This is a genomic window from Clostridium taeniosporum, from assembly GCF_001735765.2.
GTDB classification, from domain to species: Bacteria; Bacillota; Clostridia; order Clostridiales; family Clostridiaceae; genus Clostridium; species Clostridium taeniosporum.
In genome coordinates this window covers 1,561,413-1,578,545 of sequence record NZ_CP017253.2, presented here as the reverse complement: position 1 = coordinate 1,578,545, position 17,133 = coordinate 1,561,413, and the positions used below count along the sequence as shown (strand labels likewise).

Here is a 17,133-nt window from a genome sequence, read left to right as displayed (position 1 = left end):
TTTTTAAATATGAAAAATCAATATTAATATTATATATGTAAGCGATTTCCATATAATTACACAATTATATAGTAACATTATATTTTTAATATTACAAATACAACTTAAGCATACATCAAAATTAATTTGTAATGTATGCTTAAAATATATTATCTAATATTTAATTATTATCTTTTTCTATAGTCAGTATTTTTCTTTTTAGATTTAATTAATGATTTTCCAGAAATTCTTTTTTTTCCTTCTTTTTTTACTTTACTAGTCTTATTGCTATGTTTTTTATTACTACTTTGTTTATTTCCATTATAAATTTTATCACCATAGGATTTTTTAGTTTTTCTCTTATCTCTTATTAAACACTTATTTCCATTACCTATAAGATCTTCTCTTCCACCTTCAACTAAAGCTTCGTAAACTAATGTATAATATTTAGGATTTCTATATTGAAGTAAAGCTCTTTGCATTGCTTTATCATGTTTAGTTTTAGGAACATAGACTTTTTTCATAGTTAATGGATCTAAACCTGTATAATACATTGTTGTTGATAATGTTCCTGGTGTTGGATAAAAATCTTGAACTTGTTCTGGTTGGTAGTTTATATCTCGCAAGTATTCTGCTAATTCAATAGCATTTTTTAGTGTACTTCCAGGATGACTTGACATTAAATATGGAACAATAAATTGTTTTTTTCCTAAGTTATTATTTATTGAATAAAATTTTTCTGTAAATTTATCATACGTTTTACCTGATGGTTTCCCCATATATCTTAAAGTATCCTTTGATATATGTTCAGGCGCTACCTTTAACTTTCCACTAACATGATGCTCTACTAATTCTTTAAAAAATGTGTCATCCTTATCAGCCATTATATAATCATATCTAAGACCTGATCTTACAAATGCTTTTTTTACTTTTGGAACTTTTCTAATAGCTCTAAGCAGATCTAAATATTCACTATGATCTACATCCATATTTTTACACGGACTAGGATATAAACATTCCTTTGCTTTACATGCACCTATTGATAATTGTTTACTACAAGCTGGTTTTCTAAAATTAGCTGTTGGTCCTCCAACATCATGTATATATCCCTTAAAATCTGGTAATTTAGTTATTTCCTCTACTTCTTTCAATATAGAACTTTTACTTCTACTTTGAACTATCCTTCCTTGATGGAAAGTTATTGCACAAAAATTACAATTACCAAAACAACCTCTAGAACTTACTGTACTAAATTTAACTTCTTCAATAGCTGGAACCCCACCTTGTGCTTCATATATAGTATGATAATTCTTCATATAAGGAAGATCGTAAACTACATCAAGTTCTTCTCTATTTAGTGGAGTTTCTGGTATATTTTGAACTAAATATTTATTAGCATGTTTTTGTACTATAATTTTTCCTCTTATTGGATCTTGTTCTAAATATTGAACTCTACTTGCTTCTGCATACTTAACTTTATCACTACACACTTCTTTATATGATGGAATTTCTATATAATCTTTTAAATCATTTATGTTTTCAACAACATAGCATGTTCCAGGTATGTCATAAATTTCTTTAGCTAGTATACCTGATTTTAATTTATCTGCCACTTTAACTATTTGCTTTTCACTCATTCCATAAACAAGTAAATCAGCCCCACTATCAATAAGCATTGATTTTCTTACTTTATCACTCCAATAATCATAATGAGCAAACCTTCTTAAACTAGCTTCTATTCCACCAATTACTATATTTACACCTTTATATGCTTCCCTTATTTTATTGCAATAAACTATAGTAGCTCTATCTGGTCTCAATCCCATTTTAGCTCCTGGTGAATACATATCTTTTTCTCTAAGTTTTTTACTTACAGTATAATGATTAACCATAGAATCCATATTCCCACCATTAACTAAAAATGCATACTTTGGTTTTCCTAACTTTTTAAAATCATCAATTTCTTTCCACTTAGGTTGTGTTATTATTCCAACTTTATAACCTGCATTTTCTAGTACTCTTGAAATAATAGCAGTTCCAAAGCTATGATGATCTATATAAGCATCAGCTGTAACAATTATAAAATCTAATTGTTCCCATCCTCTGTCTTCCATATCTTTTTTACTAATGGGCAAAAATTTCTTTTCATTTGTTTCCACTTTTTCACCTACTTAAATATCTAATAACATATAGTTATATTAAATTTCATTACTTGACATATATAAACTTATTAAGTATAAGTATATATCACCATATTAGTGTATATTCTAAAAGTTACATAGTCAAGATTAGAAGTTTTCATTTTTATTATTTTTATCATTAGATTTATTTTTTGCTTTGATAATTAATTTAATGCTATAAATAATGATTCCAATTGTTATTATAAATGCAATTGATATAGTACCAGTACCTATATATTCACATTCATTAGTATAGCAACTTCCATTTACCTTCAAGTCAATAAATTGTATAAATTTTAATCCATATAATTCTAACGATAATAATAGCGACCCAAAGACTATCCCCATAAATCCAATAAAACACTTTCTATCCATCAACCCTTACCCCTTTTATTTTTTACACTACATTATTATTAATATTATAATTATTAACTTCCATTCAACTTTAACTCATTTATAAATAATTTAAATACTATAAATCTCTATATATAAAAAATACAATTAAAGTTCTACTAAAATAACTTTAATTGTATTTTTATAAATTATAAATATAAATTTATATAATTTAGACTTTTAATTATATTTTTAAGTTTGAATAATTTAAACTACTTACTATATAAATAAATTTAATTATAAACTATATTTATAATTATCTATTTTCCCCCATAAAAAATACAGCAACAGTTCCTGGCCCTGAATGAGTTCCAATAATAGGCCCTATGTTATTAATAACTATAGAATCAATTTTAAATCTTTCTCTAATCTTATCAGCTACAGACTTTGCTTCTTTTTCTGCATCACCGTGACTAACAAATATAACATCGTTTTCTTCTTTATAACTACCCATTAATTTTTCCATATTATCTAATAATTTTCCTAAAGATTGTTTGCGACCTCTAGTTTTAGAAATTGGTATAAGCTTTCCTTCATTATTTACATGAATAATAGGTTTTACACCTATTACAGTACCAAGAATAGCCGTAGTTTTTGATACACGTCCACCTCTATACAAATGATTCAAATCATCTACTGTGAAATATTGACAAACATTTAGCTTATTTTCCTCAATCCAATTAGCTATTTCTTCTATGCTTTTACCTTGTTTCTTTAATTCCACAGCTTTATATACTAAAAGTCCTTCACCTGAAGAAACACTTAAAGAATCTACAACTATGATTTTATCATCAGCATATGTTTCTGCTAATTCCATAGCTGCAATTCTTGTACTATTGTAACTTCCACTAAGTGCTGAAGAAAATGAAATATGTAATATATCATATCCTTCTTTTAAATATTTTTCAAATTGTATTCTTGCTTGTTCTGGATTCACTTGTGCTGTTGTTGGCATAGATCCTGAACGCATTTTATCATAAAAATCTTTTATATCTAAATTCTCATCTCCTACATATTCCTTACCATCCATCTGAAATGACATTACTAGAAGTCCTATATTATTTTGTTCTGTATATTCTTTTGATAAATCTGATGTTGTGTCTGTCGTTATAATAAACTTTTTCATTAATCTACATCCTTACTATTTATTTAATTTCATACTTCATATTACAAACTAACTTTTTGGTATATGAAGCTATATTTATAATACACTTTATTATAAAACTTTAATTATGGAAATTATATCATAACTTTATTATACTATGTATTATAAATAAGTTAGGTGAAATATAATTAAAGGATTTATAATTACTCTCCTTTAATTGTATACTTAATTAAATAATATTATACAATAATAAGTTTAAAGTTTAACTATTATACAAAAGTTTAACAAAATATATTAATTAAAATTTATTAATCATTCATAATGTTATAAACTCTTATTTGTTAGTTTGTAATCTATACTAGTTCTCTTGCTTATAAGTACATTATATCATAATATGTATATATTGGTTTAAAATAGAATATTAAAATTGTAAATCTAGTAATAAATAAAAATAGTTCTCAAATAAATTTTATCTAAGAACTATTTTTAATATTTTAACTTACGTAATTATATTTTCAATATAGCAATCCACTTATTTAATATATAGAATTTACAAATTAAATCTTAATTTTTAAATGAATGTATTGGTGCTGGAATTCTTCCACCTCTTTTTATAAATAAAGCTGATGAATTAGGATTTATTTTCATTACAGGTGCTGTACCTAAAAGACCTCCAAATTCAACCATATCTCCTATTTTACAACCTGGTGCTGGAATTATTCTTACAGCTGTGGTTTTATTGTTTATAACACCAATTGCTGCTTCATCAGCAATCATAGCAGATATTGTTGATGCTGGTGTATCACCAGGAATTGCAATCATATCAAGTCCTACTGAACATACACAAGTCATTCCTTCTAGCTTTTCTAAATTTAATGAACCATTTATTACAGCATCAATCATACCTGCATCTTCAGAAACTGGTATAAAAGCACCACTTAGTCCACCAACATGACTACATGCCATAACACCACCTTTTTTAACAGCATCATTAAGCATTGCAAGAGCTGCTATAGTACCATGTGTTCCTACCATTCCAAGACCCATTTCTTCTAGTATTTCCGCTACTGAATCACCTACTGCTGGAGTTGGAGCTAGGGATAAATCAACTATTCCAAATGGAACACCTAATCTTCTTGAAGCCTCATTAGCCACTAATTCTCCCATTCTTGTAACTTTAAAAGCTGTCTTTTTTATTGTTTCTGCAACAACATCAAAAGATTCGCCTCTAACTTTTTCTAAAGCTCTTTTTACAACACCAGGACCACTTACACCTACATTTATTATTTTTTCTGCTTCTCCAACGCCATGAAAAGCACCAGCCATAAAAGGATTATCTTCTACTGCATTTGCAAATACAACCAATTTTGCACAACCAAAGCCTTTCTTATCTTTTGTAAGTTCTGCTGTTTTTTTTATAATTTCTCCCATATCTCTAACAGCATTCATATTTATTCCTGATTTTGTACATCCTACATTTACAGAAGCACAAACTTTTTCTGTAGTAGCTAACGCTTCTGGAATAGACTTTATTAAAATCTTATCTCCCTTAGTACATCCTTTTTGAACTAAAGCTGAAAATCCTCCTAAAAAGTCTATTCCTAAATTTTGAGCTGCTTTATCTAAAGTTTGAGCAAATTTTACATAATTTTCTTCATTAGTAGATCCTGCAATTATAGACATAGGAGTTATTGAAACTCTTTTATTTACTATTGGAATCCCAAATTCAGCTTCGATTTTATTTCCTACTTCTACTAAATGTTCTGCTGATTTTGTAATTTTATCATATATTTTTATTCTAGCTTTTTCTCCATCTGGATCTATACAATCTAACAACGAAATTCCCATTGTTATAGTTCTTACATCTAATTTTTCTTCTTCAATCATTTTTATTGTCTCAAGTATTTTACTTGTATTCATAAGTTTTCCCCCCAATTATAGTGAATGCATAGACTTAAAAATTTCTTCCCTTTGAATTTTAACTTCTACCCCAAGTTCAGCACCTTTAGCACTTAATGCTTTATGTACTTCTTCAAATTCTGCGTTCATTTTTTTACAATCTAAAATCATAATCATAGTAAAAAATCCTTGCATTATTGTTTGATTAACATCTAATATATTAATATTAAACTTTTGTAACTTGTTACTAATCCCTGCAATAATACCAACCTTATCTTCCCCAATTACTGTTAATATTGCTTTCATGCTTATCTTCTCCATTCTATAAATTATTTTTTGCAAATATACTCTATCAATTAGATGACTATTTATTTACAAATATTTTCAAATAATACTTTTATTTTATATTTTGTATTAAAATTTGTCAATTTTAATATAAAATATTTTAACTTAGTTATTTAATAAAACTATTTATTTTTAAATTTTTTATATTCTTTGAATACTTGCTTCCAATTTTTTTAGATTTAAAATAAAAAGAAACTCATTTTTTTTCTATAGATCTATTTTTTAAATAATACATGACAATAGAAATAATAATAAATATGATAAATAATGCTGAAATTCCTAAAAGCCCTTTAGCTTTAGAATCTAATGAAGCCACATTTTTATAAATAGGTTTTGAAATTTCTTCTTTCATTTTATACGTTTTTATATTTCCATATTGATCTATAACTGCACTATCCCCATTAAGATTATATATTTTTTTTGATGAACTTAGATATTCTAATGAATTTCTTAATATATGTTCATCTGGAGATGTAATAACAAGCATTGATTTTTGAACATTGTATGGAGATACGTCAAGTTGAAAAGTAGCTATCTCCCTTGAAAATGGATCTGTTAAAAATAACTTTTCATTTGATAAAAACTTCAAATATGTATCATCATATTTAAACCAAAGATTGTTATTTAGTTTCTTAATAACATTGTTATTTTTTGGTGTTCCATATACTATTATGTTGCTATCTTTTTCTTCTCCATTAATTTTAGAACTTCGAATAGTCTTTAACACTCCATTATTATAATAAATATCTTTACCTAAATAACTAAAAACTCTACCTATAGAAGTTAAATCTTCTGAAGTTAAATTATCTGGTAAAATTAATAATACGTCATTATATTTTCTATCTTTAATAAACGGTGTTCCATATGTAGAAAAATAATAATTATTTATATCGTCTAATCCTGTATAAATATATGAATCTCCTCTTACTAAAGCCCAAGGAGTTTCTTCTTGACGCTTTTCACAATATGAGTTTTCTAATTCTAAATCAAAAGCTACTGTAAGTTCCATATAACCGCTTAATTTAACATCATCTGGAATAATAAATTCTGCCTCATCATCGTTAGCTTTAACTTTTTCTAATTTTTTACTTCCTATTGGAGTATTATTTATATATACTGTTACTAAGCTTCTATTAAAATCAAGATTTTCAGAATACCTCATAAATAATTTTATTTTATCACCAACACTTAAAGCTCTATTTTTAGGGAGACTATAGTTTAAAGTTGCACTTCTTCTAAATTGACCTTTTAAATAAACTTCATTACTTCCCATATCTTTAAATGTTATTTTTCCATCTTCATCTTGAATTTTATTTTCTTCTTCCAAGTTTTTATCTATTATAAATGTATCACTATTTAATTGAAAAACTATTTCTTTATTCATTAAAGTTTTTACAGTTTTTAAACGTAACTCATCATTATCACTTAATATTAATAACATTTTCTTACTTTTATCTTTAGTATATGGAGAATTAATCACTTTAAGAGCCGCATTTTCCCTATCAGTATCATTTAAATTTAATTCTTGAGGAATATCTTGATAATTTCCAATGTAAATTACATTCTTAGAAGATGTTCTAGAAAAATCATCATATTTTAATATTTCTCCATAATAATCACCACTTTGATATAATTTCCCCAAATAAGAATTCAATAATAAAGCTGCTGTTAGTTCACCATCACTGTAATTATTAGGTATTACTATACATGGTTGTTGTGTTTCTTCATCATTTTCTTTTAAATATGGATATGGAAAATTACTTATATTACTATCAGCTATTACATTATTGAAATTAACTTTTACATTAGAATCTCCTTTTATAGTAATCCAATTAGCCATATTTACATCATCTATACAAGGTAAATCTGAAATTCTTGAATATGTCTCAACTTTTATTTCATTACTTCCATCTCTAATTAAATCATTAGGAATATTTATATTAATTTTTTGAACCCGATTATTTGAATCATAATATATTTTCTGAGAATAGAAATTAACATTATTAACAGATAGCACTATATAAGCATCTTTTTCAGCATCTACTAATTGATTTATTGAAAATCTTATATTGGTCTCAACATTGTTAACACTCCACCATTTATTAATATTAAAATACCAACTATGACTTGAAAATACTCCTTTAAAACTCAAATCATTTCCCATCGTATATGTCTTTGTATTATCAACACTTTCTATATTGGTTAAACGTTTAATTGGTTTTGCACTTACTTTTATTGATATAATATTACCTATAAATAAAAATATAAGTATAAAAAATATGAAAAATTTCAATTTATATAAAATAGTATTATACTTATTCATATCTAACCTTCTTCCATCTAAAACCTTTCAGTTTTATACCATTTACTTTCCCTTTTTAGTAAAGAATCTTTTATATAATTATAAAATCCTATAGCAGCCACAATAGCCCATAACTTACAATATGTAAAATACATAATTGCTATTACACTTATGTTTTTTATGTTTAACTCTCCCTTTTCAGTTGAAATTGCTATCATTATAGATAAATTAAATACAGTATATGCCATTACCCATAATATTAATCCATATCCAGTAATATTTATTTGAATTATATCTCCAAAGCCTAATAAAAATAATAAATCTGAAAATATACTAGCTGATAAAAAAAGGAAATAAATCATTGTATAATACAATATATCAAATTTAGTGACCCCAAATCCCTTTTTAAAAAGATACTTAAAATTTTTTATTACTACATATGTATTTCCTTTTGCCCATCTAATCCTTTGTTTAAACCATACACTTAATGTTTGAGGTTCCTGCTCATATGTTACAGCAAGAGGCATAAATTTTATTTTATATCCCATCATATAAATTCTAAAGCTCACCTCTGTGTCTTCTGTTACAGCCTTAGTATCCCAACCATTCATTTCTTCCATAATACTTCTTCTAACAACAAAATTAGTTCCTGGAATAGTACAAAGTTTAAACATTTCCCATCTGCCAGCTTGTGCCATCCATTGATAAGTCAATGTTTCTATATTTATAAAATTAGTCAGTAAGTTTTTATCTTTATTTCTACATCTAAATTTCCCAATAACAGCACCTAATTTATTATCTTCTACAAGTGTTTGAACTAAGTATTTTAATGCTTTTGAATCAGGCGTATTATCCGCATCATAAATTGCTAAAATTTTTCCAATACTTCTTTTAAGACCAATATTAAGAGCATTAGATTTACCCTTTCCCCCAATAATATTATCAGTATTTATTATTATTAAATTTCTTTTTGGAGAATTTTCTTTTATTTCTTGTAATATTTCTGCTGAATTATCACTTGAATTATCGTTTATTACTATAATTTCATATCTATCCTTTGGATAATCAAGTTCTAATAAAGATTCTACTGTTTTTCTTATAACAATAGCTTCATTATGAGCTGGAACCATAACAGAAACAAAAGGATAATATTCTAATTTTTCTTCCATTTTTTTATTGTGAACTTTTGAATAATATATATATCCATATACCACTAAAACAATATTTACAAATATTATTATCCAAATTACTCCTAAAGAATATAAAGTAATGTAGTCAAACATATTCATATTATTTTCTCCTATTTAAAAAATTTTCTTCTATCAATATTAAAACTTATAAAAACAATTAATATAAAGATAAGTGTAACAACTATGCTAATAATTACTAAAATCTTATTTGTTTTTGTTAAGTTTATATTAGTATCTTCATTTATTTTTTTGTCTTCTCCTATTTTTAAATCACTATATTTTTCGTTATTAATAAAATATGATTGTGTAACATTTTCCTCATTTAAAAACACACCATTTTTATTGTTTCTGATATTTAAATTATCAATTGTAAAACTACTATTTATATTACGTATATCTTTAAAATATACTTCTTTTTTAAATATTCCCATTACTTTTTTCTTAAATTCATCAATAGGTAACTTAGCACTTACAGTTACTGCTAAATTATTATGTAAATGATCTATACTATAGGAATTAACTTTTTCAATTATATTTTTATTAGCTTTTATTGAATACTTATCAAAATCTAAAATTTCTATATTTATATTAGAATCTATAAATATAGTATTAGTTTTTTCAAATAATTCTTTTAAGTCTTCTCTATATAAAAAATAATCACTTATACTAATAGATATAGGATAAACAAAATAATTTATATAATTTTTAAATCCTAAGCTTATCTTTTCTTCTATATCTCTTCCATTAACATTCAAATTTACTAGTGGTGGAAAATTTAATATTACACCTCCACCATTAGCTTGTGCATATCGTAATACCTCTGCAAATCTATTCATAGCTTTTAAATTATCATTCTTAAATATAGGAGGTACTTCAATAAAAAAGCGTATTCCTAATTCTTTTAAATAATCTATTTCTTCAACCAATGTATTAAGTTCGTTAAAAGGTGTTACATCGCTAATATATAAATATATATTTTCTTTATTTTTTCTATTAAAATTTTTATAAATATTATCTTTTATTTCATTATAACTAAACTTATTAAAATCTAATTCATTTATATAAGTTACTTTATCAATATTTAAAAAGTCCTTATATGTTTTTTTACCAATCCAAATTATTTTCTTATCATACCTATTTAAATTCTCTTTTAAAATTTCACTTAGATTAGTATTAGAAAAATTTAATACAAAAATACTATTATATTCTGTTAAATCTTTTTCTTTGTAAGCAGAACACTTAATTATATCAATATAATCAGCATCATCTAAGCATATTCTATTTATGTAATTTAAAGCATTTTTTTCTTTTCCATAATCTTTATAAACATCATATAAAATTAAAATTTTATTATTTGACTCTATTCCATATGTATTTTTTATAAAATATACATTACTTATAATTATAAAAATAAATACTAACACGGTTAATTTACTATAAACAGATAATTTATTCCTTGATATCATATTCAATTTCCTTTTCAGCTTTTGTTAAAAATTCCATTGGATCATTTATAGAACTATGAAATGTATAAGATCCAATTTGAATATCTAATTTTATATTCTTATATAAAGAGTGTTCTAAAAAAGCTGTATTATTTATGTTTTCTCTAAATCTTTTCTTTACAACTTTAGATCCATTTTCATCTGTTATTGTTATAAATGCTAATGTACTTTCATCCAATATATATTTAACATCTTCTTCTCTTAAAGCTTTTTTCAAAATATCACATGTTTGTACTAATAATTCTAAATATTTTTCTTTTCCTATTATTTTTTTTAATTTATGTGCAAATTTAACTTTTACAATTATCAAAGTTAATGGCAATCCATGTCTTTTGCTCATATTCATATATATTGGCAATTCCATCATAAGAGCTTTATTGTTTCTTATCCCTGTATATTCATCAATCATTATAAGCCGTGAATTTTCATTCTCTAAAAAATATATTTTTTTTTGCAAATCCACTATATTTTTTGATACTAGTGAGATTAATAATGCTGTAATAGGGATTATTAATATCCAATAATATGTATTAAATTTCACTGTAAGATTCCCTGTAAGATTTAAATACAGTTTTAAACTTATATAAATAAAATCAGCTATTAAAATAATAATTAATGAAAATGTTACAGTGGTATAATAACTTGTAACTGCAATTATCATTATGATTGTAAGCATAATATAATTCTCAAAAGATTGCTTAAAGTCAAAAATACTAAAACTAATAGCTATAATAAAAAAGTAAGTTATTAAGAGCGTCATTAAAAGATCTACTTTTTTTCTAATGTCTATATCATTCATACTTTAAAACCACCTTGCGATTTTATTGTTTTATTTTCAAATATTAAACTAAGAATATATATAAGTATCAAATCAAATGTCATATTATACATAAAAACATGCTTTGATAAATCAGCATCTCCTGCACCTATTACAGAAATAACAACTTGAGATAATCCAACTAAAAAAACATAAAAATATGTAATTTCCTTTAATTGAATTTTTTTATCACTGTTCTTTATGGATCTTAAAAACCTAGAAATAGATATATATAAATAAAATCCTATTGTTAATAATGTAAATAAGATATTATGGGGGATTATTTTCTCTTTAAATGTACTCCATAATCCAAAAAAATATGATTTAGCTCCAAAAACTTTATTAGTATCTTTTTCATAATTTCCAATTACTTTTGGTCTAATATAATATCCATTACTAAAACTTATCTTCAATACTTTCATAAGAGCTGTTGGATGTATGACGTAATATTTTAAAATTTGTCCTAAGGAAATTTTTTCATAGTAATCTTTTATTAATGATTCTTTATATGGATCTAGTAATTTTATTTCTTCAAAAAAATCTGTTTCTTGAAGTAAAGAATACTGTGGATTAATATTAAATTCTTCTAATATTTTGTCTGGATCATTTTCATTTAATAAAATCCCTCTATTCATAGAATGATATATATCTGTATATTTAAAATCTTCTGTCAATAATTTATAGAATAATACAGAACTTATTATGAATATGATTGACAGAATAAAACTTAAGATTCTAATTATTTTTTTCTTTTTTAAATAAATTCCTATTATAAAAAAAACAAGTGATATTAAGATACCTACTGGTGCTAATTGTTGTTTAGTTCCACAGAAAAGAAGTGAACTTGTTGAAAATAAGATTAAATTGTACCATGTGAATTTATTAAATTCTATCATATAAATCAATAATCCTACACTAAATAAAAAACAACATATATTAACACTTTCTCCATAAAATGAGTTATAATATGCTAAATAACCTGTATCACAAAATATTAAAATAGTTATTAAAGTTATTATTAATTTATATTTATAGTTATTTAACTTATTTGTTAATGTCTTTATTAATAAATAAATACCTATGGCTTCAATTATTAAAAACATGATTGCCATAAACCGTATATCAAAAATATGATCTTTTGTAAACAATTTATCTAAAAAAATAGCTATCTTTATAAATATTGATTGTGTTGATATTAATAAATTAACATGTTCATTGTTATATTTATAGATACCATAGTTTTTTACAAAATAACCTAAAAACATATCAGTATTTTTGTGTAAATAATAAACGTCGTTTCTATTCATAACTTTATAAAACTCTCCATTATCTGCCATACCTATAATAGGATATATAAATAATGTTAATATTCCTATTATCAATACTAAAGAACATGCAAACAATGGATAATTAATATTACTAAGAATATAATTATACTTATGCTTAAACAAATCTATTTTTTTTATGTTATTCACCTTCTTTATTTAAGTAATTTTTTACGAAATTATATAATTAACAAAAATATCTATGAACTTGTTTAAGTTTATATACTTTTTTCACTTTAAACTAAATTATTTTATCTATAATTTAGTTTAAGAAATTAACATAACTTTTATGTATTTATAAAAAAATTAAAAGAAATAAGTTATTAAATAATGACTTATTTCTTTTAATTTTGGTTACCTATTATAAATTTATAAAGTCTCATTTACTACACTTTCTATACTTTTAGAAAAAATCTCTCCATTTAATACCACTTTTTCTTTGTCAGAAAAATTCAAATTTCTAAATCCAAATTCAATATTTCTTAAAAGCATTTCCACATTCCCACTATATCTTTCTTGTAAATCATCAAAGTTATCTGTAATGTAGTCTATGGTTTCTAACATATCATTTACAGAATATTTTTCTGAATAAATTTTTTCTTTTAACTTTATAAAATATTCCTCTTTAAAATCACTTAAATTTTCTAATAAGTAGCTCTTATTTTCCTTTTGCCACGATTTAATATCCTTAATATATACATCTTCTTCTAATATACTTCTTGGTATACCCATAAGTTTTTCAAAGTCCATTTTATTCATATCCCAAATAGTATTTCTAACTTCATTAATTATCCATCTTATAGTTGATAAATCATAATCACTTTTTATAAATTTATCTCCTATCTTATTAAACCTTTTTTTTGTTGATATATGCATAATATCACCTTGTATAATGAAAACATAGTAAAAAACACATTTTCATTATACTTTTCCTTTCTTTAATATTTTTTACTATAATTATCATAAGACGCTGTGGATTAGTCTTATCACCTCATAATTTTATTAATTTAGCATTTATGATATTTATATATATTTAATATTACAAATTACTTGAAAAGAGAATAACTCATGATTTTTCCAAATATTAATGTAATTATAAGTAAAATTTTATATAAAAAATATTTAGGTAATTTACGTTCCTCTTCCTTTAACATAAATACTATATCTAAAATCAAAGAAAGAAAAATAATTATTATCAAAGATATATATATAGTTTTATTCATTTTATTTTTCCCAAATAATATTCTTTAATATAATATATGCAATTTTTCCTTATAAAATAATTACATTTTATAAATAAAGAACAAAAAAAACATAAAAAAGATTAAAATTCCTTTTTATGTCTTTTATTAATATTTTTTTTTAAATATCTTTTGCCAAAGTTAATTTATTATATTTACGTTGTATTAATTTAAATACTGGTAACCCTATTAAAGTAACAACTACAAACTCACCAATTGCTACTCCCCCTGCAGCTAATATAAGTGGAATATGTAATAAATAATTAAGCTCCCATCCTACTATTAACGAATTAAATATTGTAGGCCATAATGAAGCTATTAATAATGCTTTTTTATTATTTTTAATGTATTTTGCTGTTAATGATATAGCTATAACACTAATTAATGTAGCTAGTGTTCCTAAAAATATATCTAACATTCCATTTGGGCTAAACATATTTGCTATAAAACATCCTAATGTAAGACCTGTTATATAAAATGGATCTACAAATGCTAATAATACCATTATTTCTGAAATTCTAAATTGAACATTCCCATAACTTGTATATGCTGATACTAAAGTTAATGTTACATAAATAGCTGCTATAACCGCTGTTCTAACTAGTTTTTTTGTTGTTTTACTACTTTTCATTAAAATCTCCTCCTAAAAATTAGTTCAACAACCTCCTAAGCTATATAATTAATTTATTATAAACTTAAATAAAACCATTAACTTTTATTATTATAACTTAACCTTTAGTTTTAAAATTTCAAAATTTATAATTAAAGATTATCTTTTTTATACTATTTTAAAAAAATCGTAGGATATTAATCCTACGATAAAAATTCAATAAACCAATAAACCTTTTAAATATATAAAAGCTTCATCTTATTAAAAGTTAACCGTAGTTTTATTTAAAGTCAGGAGGCTCTCGAACTGACCATCTTTTAATATAACATTTTTTTATAATTAATTCAATTAAACTTATTTAATATATCCATTCTTATTATTTGTGTGCCATATCCAAGCATCTTCTATAATTTTAGTTATATTAGTTCTACTTGGATTCCATCCTAATATCTTCCTTGCCTTATCAGAAGATGCAACTAATTTACTTGGATCTCCAGCTCTTCTTTCACCTATTCTAGCTGGAATTGAATGATTAGTAACTTTTCTTGCAGCTTCTATTATTTCTTTAACTGAAAATCCTTGACTACTTCCAAGATTAAATATATTACTATCTCCACCATTTAATAAATATTTCATTGCTAAAATATGTGCATCTATTAGATCCTCAACATGAATATAATCTCTTATGCAAGTACCATCTTCTGTGTCATAATCTTCACCATATATTGTTATAAATTCTCTTTTTCCAAGAGCAACTTGTAATACTATAGGAATTAAATGTGTTTCTGGATTATGATCTTCACCTATTACTCCACCTTCTCTTGCTCCTGCAACATTAAAATAACGAAGTGATACATACTTTATTCCATAAGCTTTATCGCACCATTTCATTATTTTTTCCATAGTAAGTTTTGTTTCACCATAAGGATTTGTTGGACAAGTTTCCATATCTTCAGTTATTGGAATTTGTTTTGGCTCCCCATAAGTAGCTGCTGTTGAAGAGAACACTATATTTTTAACATTAAACTCATTCATAACTTCTAATAAAACTTGCGTTCCTTGAACATTGTTATTAAAATACTTAAGAGGATCAATCATGGATTCACCTACTAAAGAATTGGCTGCAAAATGTATTACAGCTTCAAATGATTCCTTTTTAAAAACTTCTCTTAAAAATTCTTTATCTCTTATATCTCCCTTATAAAACTTTGCCTTTTTATTTATAGCATCTGCATGTCCAGTTAGTAAATTATCTACAACTACAACATCATAATCATTATCTATTAATTGGCTTACTGCATGAGAACCAATATATCCTGCTCCACCTAAAACTAAAATACTCATTTTTAACCTCATTTCTTAATAATAATTATTTACATTCAAATTATATATGTATATTTATAACTATTATATAATTTATTAACTTCATAATTTATATTATATTCCTTTTATATTATAAAATCATCATATAAGATATAAAAATTTATTAAATATTTTATAATTTTTCAACTTCTTCTTGAATTTTTTGCATCTTTTTATCAGTTGCTGAAATTATATTAGCACATTCTTTTAAATCTGCTCTTATATGTTTAGGAGTATTTTTTCCTTTTTTATAATATAATTTATGTTCTAAGCTTGCCCAAAAATCCATAGCAATAGTCCTTATTTGAACTTCCACTTTTACATTTTCCATATGATCTGAAAAATAAATTGGAACTTGTAACACCATATGTAAACTTCTATAGCCATTTTCTTTTGGATTTTTTATATAATCTTTTTCCTCTAATAATTTTATATCATTTTGACTCTTTAACATATTAGCAATTTCATATATATCACTAACAAAAGAACATACTACTCTAACACCAGCTATATCATTTAAATTTTTTTTTGCCGATTTAATACTCAAATCAAATCCTCTTCTTTTAAGTTTTTCTAATATACTTTTTGGTGATTTTACCCTAGATTTCATATACTCTATTGGATTTCTTTTTCTTCTTATTTTAAATTCGAAATCTAAAATATCTAATTTAGTTTTAATTTCTTTTATAGCAGAACTATATATCATTAAAATTTCTTCAACTTCATCTAATTTTTCTTCTATATTTTCGCTTAATATGGTAGCATTTCCATAATCAAAAAATATTTTATCATTACCTTTTAAGTCATTCATATTATGTCATCCCCCTTTAGTATCATAAATACACCTCTCCATTCATATGGTAACATATTCATTATAAAA

General features: G+C 24.1%; 14 protein-coding genes. All 14 read right to left on the bottom strand.

Going from position 1 to position 17,133, the window contains the following annotated elements; translation table 11 throughout:
• Positions 1 to 167: 167 nt before the first annotated feature.
• Complete coding sequence (locus tag BGI42_RS07335) at positions 168 to 2,093, bottom strand: YgiQ family radical SAM protein (RefSeq protein WP_069681046.1); 1,926 nt, start codon at positions 2,091 to 2,093, stop codon at positions 168 to 170.
• 174 nt (positions 2,094 to 2,267) lie between these two features.
• A complete protein-coding gene (locus BGI42_RS07330; protein ID WP_069679700.1) occupies positions 2,268 to 2,534 on the bottom strand; it encodes a hypothetical protein in 267 nt (88 codons plus the stop codon).
• Positions 2,535 to 2,808: 274 nt separating this feature from the next.
• Positions 2,809 to 3,678, bottom strand: coding sequence for a DegV family protein (locus BGI42_RS07325; RefSeq protein ID WP_069679699.1), 870 nt, complete (start codon positions 3,676 to 3,678; stop codon positions 2,809 to 2,811).
• A 543-nt stretch (positions 3,679 to 4,221) separates the two neighbouring features.
• The gene (locus tag BGI42_RS07320; protein ID WP_069679698.1) at positions 4,222 to 5,577 is read right to left on the bottom strand and encodes a PFL family protein; all 1,356 of its coding nucleotides are present in this window, start codon (positions 5,575 to 5,577) and stop codon (positions 4,222 to 4,224) included.
• Between the two features lie 15 nt (positions 5,578 to 5,592).
• Positions 5,593 to 5,862 carry an ACT domain-containing protein gene (locus BGI42_RS07315; RefSeq protein ID WP_069679697.1) on the bottom strand — a complete coding sequence of 90 codons (270 nt, stop codon included), beginning with the start codon at positions 5,860 to 5,862 and terminating at the stop codon, positions 5,593 to 5,595.
• A gap of 235 nt (positions 5,863 to 6,097) precedes the next feature.
• Complete coding sequence (locus BGI42_RS07310; RefSeq protein WP_069679696.1) at positions 6,098 to 8,224, bottom strand: cellulose biosynthesis cyclic di-GMP-binding regulatory protein BcsB; 2,127 nt, start codon at positions 8,222 to 8,224, stop codon at positions 6,098 to 6,100.
• Between the two features lie 17 nt (positions 8,225 to 8,241).
• Complete coding sequence (locus tag BGI42_RS07305) at positions 8,242 to 9,492, bottom strand: glycosyltransferase family 2 protein (protein WP_069679695.1); 1,251 nt, start codon at positions 9,490 to 9,492, stop codon at positions 8,242 to 8,244.
• 11 nt (positions 9,493 to 9,503) lie between these two features.
• Entirely contained in the window at positions 9,504 to 10,859 is a 1,356-nt protein-coding gene (locus BGI42_RS07300; RefSeq protein WP_069679694.1) for a DUF2334 domain-containing protein, read from the bottom strand.
• Positions 10,843 to 11,697: a diguanylate cyclase domain-containing protein gene (locus tag BGI42_RS07295; protein ID WP_069679693.1), complete on the bottom strand. Its 855-nt coding sequence runs from the start codon at positions 11,695 to 11,697 to the stop codon at positions 10,843 to 10,845. The genes BGI42_RS07300 and BGI42_RS07295 overlap by 17 nt, the downstream gene beginning before the upstream one ends.
• The gene (gene wsfD, locus BGI42_RS07290) at positions 11,694 to 13,190 is read right to left on the bottom strand and encodes a glycan biosynthesis hexose transferase WsfD (protein WP_069679692.1); all 1,497 of its coding nucleotides are present in this window, start codon (positions 13,188 to 13,190) and stop codon (positions 11,694 to 11,696) included. The genes BGI42_RS07295 and wsfD overlap by 4 nt, the downstream gene beginning before the upstream one ends.
• 219 nt (positions 13,191 to 13,409) lie before the next feature.
• Positions 13,410 to 13,916, bottom strand: coding sequence for a hypothetical protein (locus tag BGI42_RS07285; protein ID WP_069679691.1), 507 nt, complete (start codon positions 13,914 to 13,916; stop codon positions 13,410 to 13,412).
• Between the two features lie 486 nt (positions 13,917 to 14,402).
• Complete coding sequence (locus BGI42_RS07280) at positions 14,403 to 14,912, bottom strand: QueT transporter family protein (RefSeq protein WP_069679690.1); 510 nt, start codon at positions 14,910 to 14,912, stop codon at positions 14,403 to 14,405.
• Positions 14,913 to 15,245: 333 nt separating this feature from the next.
• Positions 15,246 to 16,235, bottom strand: a complete 990-nt coding sequence (gene galE / locus BGI42_RS07275; protein ID WP_069679689.1) for a UDP-glucose 4-epimerase GalE — start codon at positions 16,233 to 16,235, stop codon at positions 15,246 to 15,248.
• A gap of 151 nt (positions 16,236 to 16,386) precedes the next feature.
• Positions 16,387 to 17,064, bottom strand: a complete 678-nt coding sequence (locus BGI42_RS07270; RefSeq protein ID WP_069679688.1) for a GTP pyrophosphokinase — start codon at positions 17,062 to 17,064, stop codon at positions 16,387 to 16,389.
• Positions 17,065 to 17,133 lie beyond the last annotated feature (69 nt).

Coding starts and splice junctions, on each gene's coding strand:
- BGI42_RS07335 (WP_069681046.1), bottom strand. CDS start 2,093: ATGGAAGACAGAGGATGGGAACAATTAGATTTTATAATTGTTACAGCT.
- BGI42_RS07330 (WP_069679700.1), bottom strand. CDS start 2,534: ATGGATAGAAAGTGTTTTATTGGATTTATGGGGATAGTCTTTGGGTCG.
- BGI42_RS07325 (WP_069679699.1), bottom strand. CDS start 3,678: ATGAAAAAGTTTATTATAACGACAGACACAACATCAGATTTATCAAAA.
- BGI42_RS07320 (WP_069679698.1), bottom strand. CDS start 5,577: ATGAATACAAGTAAAATACTTGAGACAATAAAAATGATTGAAGAAGAA.
- BGI42_RS07315 (WP_069679697.1), bottom strand. CDS start 5,862: ATGAAAGCAATATTAACAGTAATTGGGGAAGATAAGGTTGGTATTATT.
- BGI42_RS07310 (WP_069679696.1), bottom strand. CDS start 8,224: ATGAATAAGTATAATACTATTTTATATAAATTGAAATTTTTCATATTT.
- BGI42_RS07305 (WP_069679695.1), bottom strand. CDS start 9,492: ATGAATATGTTTGACTACATTACTTTATATTCTTTAGGAGTAATTTGG.
- BGI42_RS07300 (WP_069679694.1), bottom strand. CDS start 10,859: ATGATATCAAGGAATAAATTATCTGTTTATAGTAAATTAACCGTGTTA.
- BGI42_RS07295 (WP_069679693.1), bottom strand. CDS start 11,697: ATGAATGATATAGACATTAGAAAAAAAGTAGATCTTTTAATGACGCTC.
- BGI42_RS07285 (WP_069679691.1), bottom strand. CDS start 13,916: ATGCATATATCAACAAAAAAAAGGTTTAATAAGATAGGAGATAAATTT.
- BGI42_RS07280 (WP_069679690.1), bottom strand. CDS start 14,912: ATGAAAAGTAGTAAAACAACAAAAAAACTAGTTAGAACAGCGGTTATA.
- galE (WP_069679689.1), bottom strand. CDS start 16,235: ATGAGTATTTTAGTTTTAGGTGGAGCAGGATATATTGGTTCTCATGCA.
- BGI42_RS07270 (WP_069679688.1), bottom strand. CDS start 17,064: ATGAATGACTTAAAAGGTAATGATAAAATATTTTTTGATTATGGAAAT.